This is a genomic window from Ornithinicoccus hortensis (assembly GCF_006716185.1).
GTDB lineage: Bacteria > Actinomycetota > Actinomycetes > Actinomycetales > Dermatophilaceae > Ornithinicoccus > Ornithinicoccus hortensis.
In genome coordinates this window covers 2,640,028-2,653,172 of the sequence record NZ_VFOP01000001.1, presented here as the reverse complement: position 1 = coordinate 2,653,172, position 13,145 = coordinate 2,640,028, and the positions used below count along the sequence as shown (strand labels likewise).

12 protein-coding genes and 1 tRNA gene are annotated in these 13,145 nt (G+C 72.2%); 7 read left to right on the top strand and 6 right to left on the bottom strand.

Annotation, left to right across the window (positions count from 1 at the left end; all coding sequences use genetic code 11):
* The first annotated feature begins 3 nt into the window (after nucleotides 1-3).
* From FB467_RS12425 to FB467_RS12410, 4 genes are all read left to right on the top strand, one after another.
* A complete protein-coding gene (locus FB467_RS12425; RefSeq protein WP_141785378.1) occupies nucleotides 4-1,245 on the top strand; it encodes a quaternary amine ABC transporter ATP-binding protein in 1,242 nt (413 codons plus the stop codon).
* On the top strand, nucleotides 1,242-2,210 hold the full coding sequence (locus FB467_RS12420) for an ABC transporter permease (RefSeq protein ID WP_141785377.1): 969 nt from the start codon (nucleotides 1,242-1,244) through the stop codon (nucleotides 2,208-2,210). Before FB467_RS12425 ends, FB467_RS12420 begins: the two co-directional genes overlap by 4 nt.
* 85 nt (nucleotides 2,211-2,295) lie before the next feature.
* A complete protein-coding gene (locus FB467_RS12415; RefSeq protein ID WP_141785376.1) occupies nucleotides 2,296-3,273 on the top strand; it encodes a glycine betaine ABC transporter substrate-binding protein in 978 nt (325 codons plus the stop codon).
* Nucleotides 3,274-3,384: 111 nt separating this feature from the next.
* On the top strand, nucleotides 3,385-4,356 hold the full coding sequence (locus FB467_RS12410; RefSeq protein WP_141785375.1) for a bile acid:sodium symporter family protein: 972 nt from the start codon (nucleotides 3,385-3,387) through the stop codon (nucleotides 4,354-4,356).
* Between the two features lie 83 nt (nucleotides 4,357-4,439).
* Here FB467_RS12410 and aztD read toward each other — a convergent pair whose 3' ends face one another.
* The 4 genes from aztD to FB467_RS12390 form a co-directional block, all read right to left on the bottom strand.
* On the bottom strand, nucleotides 4,440-5,789 hold the full coding sequence (gene aztD / locus FB467_RS12405; protein WP_141785374.1) for a zinc metallochaperone AztD: 1,350 nt from the start codon (nucleotides 5,787-5,789) through the stop codon (nucleotides 4,440-4,442).
* Between the two features lie 110 nt (nucleotides 5,790-5,899).
* A complete protein-coding gene (locus tag FB467_RS12400; protein ID WP_141785373.1) occupies nucleotides 5,900-6,382 on the bottom strand; it encodes an SRPBCC family protein in 483 nt (160 codons plus the stop codon).
* A gap of 98 nt (nucleotides 6,383-6,480) precedes the next feature.
* Complete coding sequence (locus tag FB467_RS12395) at nucleotides 6,481-7,428, bottom strand: RDD family protein (protein WP_170230705.1); 948 nt, start codon at nucleotides 7,426-7,428, stop codon at nucleotides 6,481-6,483.
* 143 nt (nucleotides 7,429-7,571) lie between these two features.
* Nucleotides 7,572-8,066: a nucleoside deaminase gene (locus FB467_RS12390; RefSeq protein WP_141785371.1), complete on the bottom strand. Its 495-nt coding sequence runs from the start codon at nucleotides 8,064-8,066 to the stop codon at nucleotides 7,572-7,574.
* A gap of 32 nt (nucleotides 8,067-8,098) precedes the next feature.
* Here FB467_RS12390 and FB467_RS12385 point away from each other — a divergent pair, with 32 nt between their 5' ends.
* Complete coding sequence (locus FB467_RS12385; protein ID WP_141785370.1) at nucleotides 8,099-8,302, top strand: hypothetical protein; 204 nt, start codon at nucleotides 8,099-8,101, stop codon at nucleotides 8,300-8,302.
* On the opposite strand, the gene FB467_RS12380 is transcribed toward FB467_RS12385, so the two are convergent.
* Together FB467_RS12380 and pta are read right to left on the bottom strand one after the other, a co-directional pair.
* On the bottom strand, nucleotides 8,299-9,495 hold the full coding sequence (locus FB467_RS12380) for an acetate/propionate family kinase (RefSeq protein WP_141785369.1): 1,197 nt from the start codon (nucleotides 9,493-9,495) through the stop codon (nucleotides 8,299-8,301). The two genes, FB467_RS12385 and FB467_RS12380, sit on opposite strands and share 4 nt — an antisense overlap.
* Nucleotides 9,492-11,558: a phosphate acetyltransferase gene (pta, locus tag FB467_RS12375; RefSeq protein ID WP_211350603.1), complete on the bottom strand. Its 2,067-nt coding sequence runs from the start codon at nucleotides 11,556-11,558 to the stop codon at nucleotides 9,492-9,494. Before pta ends, FB467_RS12380 begins: the two co-directional genes overlap by 4 nt.
* A 90-nt stretch (nucleotides 11,559-11,648) precedes the next feature.
* On the opposite strand from pta, the gene FB467_RS12370 reads away from it, so the two are divergent.
* The gene (locus FB467_RS12370) at nucleotides 11,649-12,551 is read left to right on the top strand and encodes an aminotransferase class IV (RefSeq protein WP_141785367.1); all 903 of its coding nucleotides are present in this window, start codon (nucleotides 11,649-11,651) and stop codon (nucleotides 12,549-12,551) included.
* Nucleotides 12,552-12,625: 74 nt separating this feature from the next.
* Nucleotides 12,626-12,699 (top strand) — tRNA-Val (locus FB467_RS12365).
* Nucleotides 12,700-13,145 lie beyond the last annotated feature (446 nt).

The following is a 13,145-nucleotide window of genomic DNA, read 5'->3' as shown; positions in this document are numbered from 1 at the left end:
ACGGTGCCAGTCATCCAGGCCGACCATGTCTACAAGGTCTTCGGCAAGCGCCCCGAGCGTGCCGTGCAGCGGCTCGCCGAGGGTGCCAGCCGGGAGGAGTTGCGCAAGGAAGGGATCACCGCCGCCGTCATCGACGCCTCCTTCGACGTCTCCGAGCGCGAGATCTTCGTGGTGATGGGGCTGTCGGGGTCGGGCAAGTCGACCCTGATCCGGATGGTCAACGGCCTGCAGCCGCCGACCTCCGGCAGCATCACGGTCGCCGGCGAGGACGTCGGGGCCCTGGACGCCAAGGGGCTCCGGGCGCTGCGCCGGGAGCGGGTCAGCATGGTCTTCCAGCACTTCGCCCTGCTGCCGCACCGCTCGGTGGGGGAGAACGCGGCCTACGGGCTGGCGCTGCGCGGCATGAACCGCTCCGACCGGGAGGCCAAGGCCGAGCAGGCCCTGTCCATGGTCGGACTCGGCGGATGGGGCGGCTCGCTGCCCGGGGAGCTGTCCGGCGGCATGCGCCAGCGCGTCGGCCTGGCCCGCGCGCTGGCGGCGGGCACCGACGTGATGCTGATGGACGAGGCGTTCAGCGCCCTGGACCCCCTCATCCGGCGGGAGATGCAGGACCAGCTCGTCGAGCTCCAGCACAAACTGGGCAAGACCATCCTGTTCATCACCCACGACCTCAACGAGGCGATGCGCCTCGGCGACCGGATCGCGATGATGCGCGACGGGCGGATCGTCCAGGTGGGCACCGCCGAGCAGATCCTGAACGACCCGGCCAATGACTACGTGGCCCAGTTCGTGCAGGACGTGGACCGGACCAGGGTGCTGACCGCCTCCTCGGTGATGGAGGCGCCCGTCGCCGTCCTCGGCTCCGAGCAGGGGCCCCGTGTGGCGCACCGCCTGATGCGGGAGAACCAGCTGTCCTCCCTGATGGTCGTCGACCGCGACTACACGCTGCGCGGGGTGGTGACCGAGGCCGATGTTGCCGCCGCAGTGCAGACCCAGGGCGACGACCTGGCCGGCGTGCTCCAACCGGCCGTCACGGTCGCCCCGGACGTGGCGGTCGCCGACCTCTTCGCCTCCTCCGCCGACAGCAGGACGGCCCTCGCCGTCGTCGAGGGCGGTCGCCTCCTGGGAGTCATCCCGAAGGTCACCCTGCTCAGCGCGCTGGGCGGTGCGGGGCACTCGGACGACGCAGCACACCGCCCGGGCGACGGGATCGACCAGCACGCGAGCCAAGGGGTTGCCCCATGACCAGACTGCCCACCGTGGAGTTCGTCGACGCGGGGATCCCACGCATCCCGCTCGGCGCCTGGATCGACACCGGCTTCGACTGGGTCAAGGCCAACTTCCGGGACTTCTTCCGCGCCATCGCCGACGTGATCGAGACCTCGGTCGAGACGCTGGCCGACGCCCTGACGGCGCCCCCCGCGCTAGTGGTCGTCGTGATCCTGGCCCTGCTCGCCTGGCTGGTCAAGGACTGGAAGCTCGGGATCGGGTCGCTCATCGGGCTGGCGGCCGTCGTGGGCATGGACCAGTGGGACAACGCGATGCTTACGCTGTCGCTGGTGCTCATCGCCACCCTGATCGCGCTCGTGATCGGCATCCCGCTCGGGATCGCCGCGGCACGGTGGCGCCGGGTGAGCGCGCTGGTCCGGCCGGTCATGGACCTGATGCAGACGATGCCGGGCTTCGTCTGGCTGGTCCCCGTGGTCACCCTGTTCGGCATCGCGGTGCCCGCCGGCATGGTCGCCACCATCATCTTCGCGCTGCCGCCCGCCGTCCGGCTCACCGAGCTGGGGATCCGGCAGGTCGACGCCGAGGTCGTCGAGGCGGGCCACGCCTTCGGCGGCACCCCACGGCAGATCCTGCGCGGCATCCAGCTGCCGCTGGCCATGCCCACCGTGATGGCCGGCGTCAACCAGGTCATCATGCTGGCCCTGTCCATGGCGGTCATCGCCGGCCTGGTCGGTGCCCCCGGGCTGGGCGCCGAGGTCATCTCGGCCATCTCGACCCTCAATATCGGGCTCGGCTTCGAGGCCGGCCTGTCCGTGGTCGCGCTGGCCATCTACCTGGACCGGCTCACCGCCTCGGTGGGCGGTGGCAGCCTGGCCCGCCTGCGCCGGCGCCGACCCATCCGCGCGGACGCGGCCCAGCAGACCGAGGCCGACCTGGAGGAGGACCCGGCGGGCCGCCCCTCGGCAGGGGTACACACCTGAGACCCGACGCGCGCCGAACGGCCCGCACCGACCAATCCATTCCCGGCCAGACCGCCGGGAGCGCACCAAGGAGAGGAAGAGCACAATGAAACGCAATTCGATCGTGCGGCGCAGCGGCGCCATTGCGGGGGCGCTGGCCCTCGTCCTGACGACAGCAGCCTGCGGATCCGACGACGCCGGTGACGGCGACGGCGATGGCGGCGACGCCGGCAACAGCGACGCAGGCGACGACGCCGGTGAGTCCGGCGAGGCCGCCGGTGGCGGCGGTGGCGAGGGCGGCGAGATCACCCTGGGGATCATCCCGTCCTGGACCGACGGTCTGAGCACGGCCTACCTGTGGAAGAACGTCCTCGAGTCCGAGGGCTACACCGTCACCGTCACCGACATCCCGGAGGCAGCCCCGCTGTTCACCGGTGTCGCCGAGGGCGACATCGACATCTACCCCTCCGCCTGGCCCCAGGTGACGCACTCGGCATACATGGACGAGTACGGCGACCAGCTGGAGGACCTCGGCGCCTACTACGAGGGCGCGGTGCTCACCTTCGCGGTGCCGGAGTACACCGACATCACCTCGATCGCCGAGCTGCCCGACAACGTGGACATGTTCGACGGCAAGATCATCGGGATCGAGCCGGGCGCCGGGCTGACCCGGGTGACCAAGGAGAGCGTCATCCCGACCTACGGGTTGGACGACTACACCCTGGTCGAGTCCTCGACGACCTCCATGCTGACCCAGCTCGGGGACGCGATCGACAACGAGGAGGACATCGTCGTCACGCTGTGGCGTCCGTTCTGGGCCAACAGCGCGTTCCCGGTGAGGGACCTGGAGGACCCCGAGGGTGCCCTCGGTGAGCCGGAGACGCTCAACGCGATCGCGACCAAGGGCTTCAGCGAGGAGTTCCCCGAGGTGGCGGAGATGTTCGCCAACTTCAAGCTCGACGACGAGGCCTACGGGTCCCTGGAGGACACCGTGGTCAACCAGTTCGAGTCGGGCCAGGAGGAAGAGGCCATCGAGGCCTGGCTGGAGGAGAACCCCGACTTCATCGACAGCCTGAAGGGCTGATCGGACCACTGGTCGGGATGGCCCGCGCCGGACACAGCGTCCGGCGCGGGCCATCGTCGTCGGGGCGCGCCACCACCGGATCCCGGCGCGGCTCTGGCACAGTGGCTCGTCATGAGCACGCGTGAGGAGACCTCCGGACGTCCCGGCCCCACGGCGGCGGAGGACCGCAGCGCCTACCGCGCCGTCACGATCTTTCCCCTGCTGGTGCTGCTGGCGGGGGTGCTGGGATACGTCGCGGCCGACCCGATCTCGACCCAGGCCGACCTGATCACCCCGTTGCTCGGGGTGATCATGTTCGGGATGGGGCTGACCCTGACCCTGCCGGACTTCCGGCTGGTCCTCACCCGGCCGCTGCCGGTGCTCCTCGGCGTCTTCGCGCAGTATGCCGTGATGCCGCTGGTCGGGTGGGGCGTGGCCAAGGCGCTCGGCCTGTCGGACGAGCTCGCCGTGGGGGTCATCCTCGTGGGCTGCGTCCCCGGCGGCACGGCCAGCAACGTGGTCGCCTACCTGGCCCGGGCCGACACGGCGCTGTCGGTGGCGATGACCTCGGTCTCCACCCTGCTGGCGCCGGTGATGACCCCGCTGCTGACGCTGTGGTTGGTGGGGGAGCGCCTGCCCGTCGACGGGCGGGGGATGGCCGAGACGATCGTGCAGATCGTGCTGATCCCGGTGATCCTGGGGCTGGCCGTGCGGATGTTCCAGCCCGCGCTGGTGCGCCGCGTGCTGCCGGCCATGCCGTGGTTCTCGGTGCTGGTCATCTGCATCGTGGTGGCGATCGTGGTCTCCCTGTCCGCCGACCGGCTGGTCGAGGCCGGGCTGATCGTGACCCTGGCGGTCGTCCTGCACAACGCGCTGGGCATCCTGCTCGGCTACGGCTTCGGCCGGATCACCGGGCAGACCGAGCTCAGCGCACGCACCATGGCGATCGAGGTGGGGATGCAGAACTCCGGCCTGGCCTCGGGCCTGGCGGCCACCTTCTTCACACCCGTCGCGGCGCTGCCCGGCGCGGTGTTCTCCGTCTGGCACAACCTCTCCGGTGCCCTCATCGCCGGCTGGTTCCGGCGGCACCCGACCGGCCGGTGATACCGGCGCCGGCGCGCCCGGTCACCCGGTGAGCGGTCCCGTGATCACGGCGCCCACCGGGTCGACCGGGGCCCCGGGACGCATCAGCCGGTGACCGAGCTCAGCTCGTTGGGCACCACCGGCAGGGTGGTGCTGTCGATCACCTCCGCCGTGGTGAGGTCGACCACGTGCAGCGTGCTGGTCGCCGGCTCGGTGACGTAGCCGAAGTTGCCCTGCACGCGTAGCGTCGGCCGGGGTGCCTGCCAGTCCTCCGGCTCCTCCCACTCCGACACCACCGCGGTCTCGGCGGTGACCTCTCCCGTCTCGGGGTCCAGCGACCGCAGCGTGCCGTCCGTGCCGAGCACGAGGGCCGCACCGCCCGGTCCGCGGCCCAGTGAGCGGAAGGAGTAGCTGGCCGGCAGGTCGACCACGGTCAGTTCCTGGCTCCGGGTGTCGATCAGCGCCACGCTCGTGGGGCGTTCCAGGTCGGCGTCGGGGTCGGTCTTGTAGTCGCCCAGCACGACCGGCGACTCCTCGGAGCCGGCCAGGTTGCCGCTGCGCCCGTAGGCATCGGGGGCGCTCACCTTGTGGAACTCGCCGTCGCCGTACAGCAGGACGCCGTCCTCACAGCCCAGCACGACGACCTCGTCGGCGGCGACCGTCTCACCGTGCACGCCCGGGCATTCGTGGCTGGCAGCCACCTCGTCCCCCGAGGCGTCGAGCACGACCGCTCCGCTGCGGGAGTCCTCGTTGCCCACGGTGTGCAGCAGGCTGTCGTCGGAGAGCACCACCGCGACCCCGTGGTGCGCCTCGGGGGTCGCGAACTCGGCCAGGTGCGGTAGGGCCGTGCTGCTCAGGTCGGCGGGATCGAAGACGTCGATCTGCCCGGTGCCGTCGTGGAACAGCACCGTCCGTCCGCCGTGGTGGACGACGTGGCCCGGGTGGTCGCCCGCGAAGGACTGGTCGGTCAGGAGCGGCTCGGTGGTGTAGGAGTGGTCGTGGTCGCCGTGCGGCTCGCTCCAGGCCCCGGCGTCCAGCACCCGGAAGGCGTCGCCCTCGGTGACCAGGAAGTGCCGCCCGTCACCGGCCGGGTTGAGCCGGAGGAATCCGTCGGCGGGGAAGTCGCCCAGCACCTCCAGCGTCATCGCGTCCAGCACGAGCACGCCCCCGTCGAAGGTCACGCCCAGCCGCGGGCTGGCCCCGGCCGACTCCGCGGTGCTGCGGGCATCGTCGGAGTGGCCGGCGCCGTGGTCGTGGCCCTCCTCGTGGTCGTGGCTCTCCTCGTGGTCGTGATCATCGTCGTGGGCGTGGTCCTCGTCGTTGTCCTCCGCCGTCGTGCCGCTCCCCGCCGTGGCCTCGACGGCGGCGTCCCCTTCCACCTGACCTCCGCAGGAGGCGAGCAGGAGCGCGAGGGCGGCGACGGGCAGGGGCAGGAGTACGGATCTCTTAGTCATAGCGAGAATCATTCTCATTCGAGAAGCGCGCGTCAACTCGGGCACTCTCGGGGTGCGGTAGGGGGGCGCCGGGGCCTGGGCGGTCGTCCTCCAGTCCGCGCGGTCGTCGCTCAGTGCGTGGGGCGGGTGCCTGCTACCGAGGAGTCGAGGTGCCGGACCAGGCCGCGGTGGCCCTGGCGGAACAGCCAGGCGTGGTTGAGGCGCACGGGGCCGCTGAGTGCGACGCTGCGCAGCCGCGAGGCGTTGAGGGTCACCTCGTGGTGGTAGCGGGCCAGGGTCGTCCCGGGTTCCCGTCCCGGGCCCAGCAGCCACTGGGCCCACCCCTGCAGGTCGCCCGAGACCCAGATCCCCAGCCGGTGCACGACCTCGTCCGCGGTGCGCGGGCTCAGCGTGACCTGGATCCGGCGGGGGAGGAGGCCCCGGACGTGGACGAGGCAGGTCTGGTCGGGGCGGATCTCCTGGATCTCGACCTGTGGCCACCAGGCGGGATAGGCGGACAGGTCGGCGAGCGTCTGGAAGACGCGACCCGGTGCAGCGGGCACCTCCCAGGTCGTGGTGAACCTGAAGGCGGCTCGGGGCTGCCGTTCGGCCATGTCTGCCAGGCTATGCCCGTGGCGACCGCCGGTCCATGATTTCCGCTTGCGGCCCAATCGAGTCCGCGCGGCGATGGGGCACCGCTCGCCGCCGGCGCTCAGGCGGAGCGGTCGTGGCGTCCCTCGCGGTCCTCCGATGCCGTCCCACCGATCCGGGAGAGCCAGGAGCGGGCTTCGCCGGATCCGAGCTGTCGGGCGAGGGTGTCGCGCAGGCCCTCGGTCCCGCCGTGTCGCTCCAGGAACTGACCGATCGTCGACCGGGCGCGGTCGGCATACGCGCCGCTGGCCGACTCCGCCCTGGCCGCGACCTGGGCCGCCCGCGCACGGTTGCGGGGATCGGCCGCCTCGGAGCGGACGTACCGCTCGGCCGCCGACCGGACCTGTTGCCACCTGAACGGCACCACGTCGGTCCCGCTGAGCACCCCGTGCGCGCCGCGGCCACCCGCCAACCAGAGGACACCGAGGACGAGGGTGAGCGCGATCGTGACCTCCGCGAGCTCGGTCGCGCCGGGGACGCCGAGCAAGCCCGCGCCCGTCATGATCCCGGCCAGGACTGGCGGGCCGATCAGGACGGCGGTGCGCAGCCCGGTCCGGAGCACCCGGGTGGACCAGGGGTGGGCCGACCTGTGCTCGGCGCTGGCGGAGGCCCGGATTGGGTCCATCGGGTGCTGCGGGACGACCCGCAGCCTGAGCAGCCCCTTGCCGGGGGTGCTGCCGGTCGTCGAGAGGAAGAGGACCTCGTAGCACCAGAGCACCAGGAGTTGCAGGAGCAGCGCCCCCAGCACGACGGGCTGCAGCTCACCGAGCGCGGTGGCCAGCGCCGAACCCGCCGGCGCGTCGCCCGGGCCGGCCCGCAGGAAGTCCAGCAGCGAGGTGAAGCCCCCCGCGGAGAGGGCGTCGGTCACCGCACCCCAGGTCAGCGGCCAGACGATGAGCGTGGACAGGATGCCGCCCAGGGCCAGGTCCAGCAAGCGCGCCAGGAGCCGGGGCAGGAGCATCGGCGGCGGCTGCTCCGGCGCCGTGGTGCGGTCGATCGGCTGGATCATCGCTGCCTGCCTGTGGGGTCGTGGCGTGTCCCTCAGCATAGGCGGGCGGCCCCGCCGCGGCGAGGACCCGGAACGCCCTGGACCGCGGGATCGCGCTCAGCCGACGGCCCGCGTCCCCGACAGGTGACGACGGGCGGCGGGCCTCACCGGTCCCGGTCGAACCGGGACCGGTGCAGCTCGCGCATCTGCTCCTCCAGCTCGGGCGCGGGGCCCACGACCTCGACGCCCGGCGCCACCTGCTCGACCGGCAGCGGGGCGACCGGCCCCGGAGCGGCCCCCCACGACTCCTGCCACGCGGTCAGCTGGGCCGAGGACACGGCATACACGATCGTGCCGAGGCCGACCCAGGCGTGCGCGGCGGCACACATGGGGCAGTGCTCCCCGGAGGTGTACACCGTCGCGGCCGAGCGTTCCGCCTCGGTGAGGTGCTCGACCGCCCAGAGTGCGGCGGCCAGCTCCGGGTGGCGGGTGTGGTTGCCGTCGGCGACCCGGTTGTGGTCCTCGAAGACCACCTCGCCGTCCCCGGTGACTAGGACCGAGCCGAACGGCTCGTCACCGGCGGCGAGCGCCTCGCGCGCCAGCTCGACGCAGCGGCGCAGGTGGGTCAGGTCGGTGGGCTCGGGCGGACGGTGCGGCATTGCCGCATCATCGCACCGTAGGCTGGCGGCATGTGGACGGGGACGGAGCGGTGCTGGTGAGTCGCGCGGGGTGGACGGTGCTGATCACGGCGGTGGTGCTGTTCTTCGCCTGGTGGGGGCTGCGGATGCTGTGGTGGCGGATGAACTACCTGGTGCCCGCCTTCGGCCTCGGGCTGATCTGCGGGATCGCCCTGACCCTGTGGGTCGGCGGCTTCCGCCGCCGGGGGACCCGCTAGCCCTCCAGCAGCGCCGCCGCCTGACGGGCGATCTCCCACTCCTCGTTGGTGGGCACCACGAAGGCCGCGACCGGGCTGTCCACGGTGCTGATCCTCGCCTCGCCGTCTGCGGCGCCGTTGGCGGACTCGTCGAGCCGTATGCCGAGCAGGCCCGCCCGGGACAGCACGGCCGACCGCAGTTCGGCGTTGTTCTCCCCGATGCCGGCCGTGAAGGTCACGGCGTCCAAGCGCCCCATGACGAGCGCGAGGGCCCCGAGGTAGCGCACCAGCCGGTGCACCACGACGTCGAAGGCCAGGGTGGCGTCCGGGTCGCCGGCGGCACGCCTCGCCATGACCTCCCGGAAGTCGCTGCTGCCCGTGAGCCCGAGCAGCCCGGACTCCTTGCTGAGGGCCCGATCGAAGTCCTCGATGCCGACGCCGGCCACCCGGGCCAGGTGTCCGCCAACGCCAGGGTCCAGGTCACCGCCCCGGGTGCCCATGACCAGACCTTCCAGGGGGGTGAGCCCCATGGTGGTGTCGACGCTGCGGCCGTCCAGGACCGCCGTGGCGCTGGCCCCGTTGCCCAGGTGCAGCACGACGACCGCGACCTCCTCCGCGGGGCGACCCAGCAGGGCGGCGGTGCGCCGGGCCACGTAGTCGTGGGAGGTCCCGTGGAAGCCGTACCGCCGGACCCCGTGCTCCTCCCGCCAGGCGCGCGGCACGGCATACGTGTAGGCGGCCGGGGGCATCGTCTGGTGGAAGGCGGTGTCGAAGATCGCCACCTGCGGCAGGTCCGGGAAGGCCTCCCGCGCGACCTCGATCCCGGCGATGTTGCCCGGGTTGTGCAGCGGCGCGAGCGGCACCAGGCGGCGCAGCGCCTCGAGGACCTCGTCGTCGATGAGCACGGTCGAGGCGAACCGGGATCCGCCGTGCACCACCCGGTGCCCGACCGCGACCGGGGGCTCCTGCGCCAGGTCCGGGCCGTACTCGGCGAACTGGGCCCGCAGCACCTCGAAGGCACGGTGGTGGTCCGGCACGTCGACCGGCGTCGCATGCTCCTGCCCGTGGGCGGCATGCGTGACCCGGCCGCCGTCCAGGCCGATCCGCTCGACCAGCCCGGTCGCAAGGGAGGCGCCGGACCCGGGGCGGACGAGTTGGTACTTCAGCGAGGAGGAGCCGGCGTTGATGACGAGGACGGGACGGTCGGTGCTCATCGGGCCCCCTTGGCCTGGATGGCGGTGATGGCCACGGTGTTGACGATGTCGCGGACGGTGGCGCCGCGGGAGAGGTCGTTGACCGGCTTGTTCAGGCCCTGCAGCACCGGCCCGACGGCGACCGCCTGGGCGCTGCGCTGCACCGCCTTGTAGGTGTTGTTGCCGGTGTTCAGGTCCGGGAAGACCAGGACGGTCGCCCGCCCGGCCACCAGGGAGCCCTTGAGCTTGGTGGCGGCCACGGCCGCGTCGACGGCCGCGTCGTACTGGATCGGACCCTCGACCGACAGCTCGGGCGCCCGCTGCCGGACCAGATCGGTGGCCGCCCGCACCTTCTCCACGTCGGCCCCGCTGCCGGAGCCTCCGGTGGAATAGGAGAGCATCGCCACGCGCGGCTCCACCCCGAACTGCGCGGCGGTCGCCGCCGAGGAGACCGCGATGTCGGCCAGTTGCTCGGCCGTGGGGTCGGGGTTGACCGCACAGTCGCCGTAGACCAGGACCTGGTCGGCCAGGCACATGAAGAAGACCGAGGAGACCACGGAGACCCCCTCCACCGTGCGGATCACCTCCAGCGCCGGCCGGATCGTGTGGGCGGTGGTGGTGATGGAGCCGGACACCATGCCGTCGGCCTCGTCGTCCAGCACCATGAGCGTGCCGAAGTATGCCGGGTCCGTCATCGTGTCCCGGGCGAGCTCGACGGTCATCCCCTTGTGGGCCCGCAGCTCGGCATACCGCCGGGCGAAGCGCTCCCGCCGCTCGTCGGTCGTCGGGTCGAGCACCTGCACGTCCTCGATCCGGATGCCGAGGCTCGCCGCGCGGGACCGGATCTCCTCCTCCTTGCCCAGCAGCGTCAGACGGGCCACGCCCCGGCCGAGCAGGATCTCCGCGGCGCGCATGATGCGTTCCTCGCCGCCCTCGGGGAGCACGATGTGGGCGTCGGCATCCCGGGCCCACTCGGTGAGCTGGTGCTCGAACATCAGCGGCGTGACCACGCCCGAGGCGTGCTCGGCCGCCTGGGGGAGCAGCGAGGCGACGTCGAGGTGCGCCTCGACGGCGCCGACGGCCGCCTCCTTCTTGCGCAGCGAGCCGGACCCGATCCGGGGCCGGGCGTTGTGGCAGGCGGCAGCGGTGACGAAGGTGCCCCCGGCGGTGGTCACCACCGGCAGGTGCACCCCGAGACCGTCGACCAGCCGCTTCACCTGCGGGCTCAGCTCGAACCCGCCGTTCAGGATGACACCCGCGAGGGTGGGGAAGGTGCTGGCCGCGTGCGCCTGGAGCGCGGCGATCAGGACCTCCTCGCGGTCGCTGGGGCAGATCACGACGGCGCCCTCGGTCAGGCGCTCCAGCACGTTGGGCATCGTCATGCCGGCCACGATCAGGCTCCTCGCCTCCCGGTCCAGCAGGTGGTCCTCGCCCAGCAACAGGGTGCCGTCGGTGGCGCCCATCAGGTCCCGCACGGTCGGCGCGGCCAGGACCGGGTCAGTCGGCAGGACGAAGGTCTCCTCGTCGCCGAACTGCTCGGCCAGTCCCGCCCGCACCTCGTCCACGTCCTCCGCGGCGACCCGGTTGGCGATGACCGCCAGCACCCGGGCGTGCCGGAGCCGCGCCTCGTGCGCGGTCAGGCCCGCGGCCGTCACGACCTCGGACGGCGACCGCTCGATGCCGGGGATGACCAGCAGCATCGGGGCACCGATGTTGGCCGCGATGCTCGCGTTCACGGAGAACTCGGTCGGCCCCGGGATGTCGGTGAAGTCCGAGCCGACGACGAGCACGGTGTCGTGCGCCTCGGCATACGCGTGGAACCGGTCGACCACCAGCCCCACCGCGGCGTCCGCACCCGCGTGCACCCGCTCATAGGTGGTGCCCACCGCCTCGGAGACACCCAACGGGGAGCTGGCGTGGGGCAGCAGCAGGTCCAGCAGGGGGTCGGTGACATCGGCGCGGACGATCGGCCGGAACACCCCGACCCGGCCACCGAGGCGGGTCAGCTGCGCCAGGATCCCCAGGGCAACGGCGGATTTGCCGGAGCGGGACTCCGCGGAGGCCAGGTAGAGGCTCGTGGTCACGGGTCCGAATCTAGCGGCAAGCCCACCCTGCCGACACCCGAGCGACGGACGCCCACCCGGCCGCTCAGCGGGTCGTGACAGGCTGGCCCCATGAGCACAGACCAGATCAGGGTGTGGGTGGACGGCCGGCGCGTGGACGAGGGGCCGGCGATCGCCGCCCTCGACCATGGCGTCACCGTAGGTGACGGCGTCTTCGAGACCGCCAAGATCGTGGACGGGGAGGTCTTCGCGCTGACCCGGCACCACGACCGGATGGACCGCTCCCTGGCGGGCCTGGGCCTGCCAGCGCTGGACCGCGCCCGAGTGGCGGAGGGGATCGAGGCCGTGCTGGCCGACGGCCCGATCGCCTTCGGTCGGCTGCGCTACACGATCACCGGGGGAGCGGGGCCGCTCGGATCGGACCGCCTCGGGGGGCCGATGACCTACATCGTGACCGCCGGGGAGCAGCCCCGGGCCGCCGCCAGCACCACGATCGCGGTGGTCCCGTGGGTGCGCAACGAACGTGCCGCCACGGTCGGGCTGAAGACGACCTCGTATGCCGAGAACGTCGTCGCCCTCGCGACGGCCAAGGCGCTGGGTGGCACCGAGGCGATCTTCGCCAACACCGCCGGTGAACTCTGCGAGGGGACCGGCTCCAACATCTTCGTGGTCCGCGGCGACGTCGTCTCGACCCCGCCGCTCGAGGCCGGGCCGCTGGCCGGGATCACCCGGGCGCTGACCATCGAGTGGCTGCGCGAGGAGGGCGTCGAGGTCCGCGAGGAGCGGCTGCCGCTGTCGGTCCTGGCCGACTGCGACGAGGCGTTCCTCACCTCCAGCACGCGGGACGTCCAGGCGGTCGCCGCCGTCCGGGTGGCCGCCGACGTCGAGACCCTGGCCGGGCGCCTGCCGGCACCGGGCCTGGCCGACCGGGACTTCGACCCGGCGCCCGGCCCGGTGACCGCCCGGGCGGCGGAGATCTTCGCCCGGTTGGGTGCGGAGCGGCTCGACCCGTGAACGGGCTGCTCGACGGCTGAGCCCGTCGATTAGGATGGGCGCGCCGCGGCGGGTTACATTACCTGCCGCAACATGGACGTGTAGCTCAGTTGGTTAGAGCGTTCGCTTCACACGCGAGAGGTCAGGGGTTCGAGTCCCTTCACGTCCACCCACTCTCAAGCATCTGACCTAGGGGAACACGACTCCACTTCCGCGCGGCTCTGTCCGGCCGCAAGGAGTTCATACTTCGGAGGCCCGCGCGGCGGCTCGCCCCCGGCGCAACCGCACCAGCGTCAGGAGGATCATCCCTCGGGGCCGTGGCGTTACTCGGTGCCGGATGCGCCGGGGCACCCCGTTTGGTCAGTCGGAAGCGCTCGAGGGCCTGAACGTGAATGTGGCCGTATGTCTTGACGTGGCTGCCGATCAGCATCCGATGGTGAGCGTCGATGAGTTTCAGAACACTTCCGACCGTCCCGTTCAGATCCAGTCCGTCGCGCTGGTGAACCCCGAAGCCGGGCTCGCACTGGAGGAGTGGATCGTAGAGCTCCAAGCAGGAGGCAGGGCCGGCACCGTCCGGGGTACGACCGCCGTCGAGGGGCACTCGGATCCCGGGGG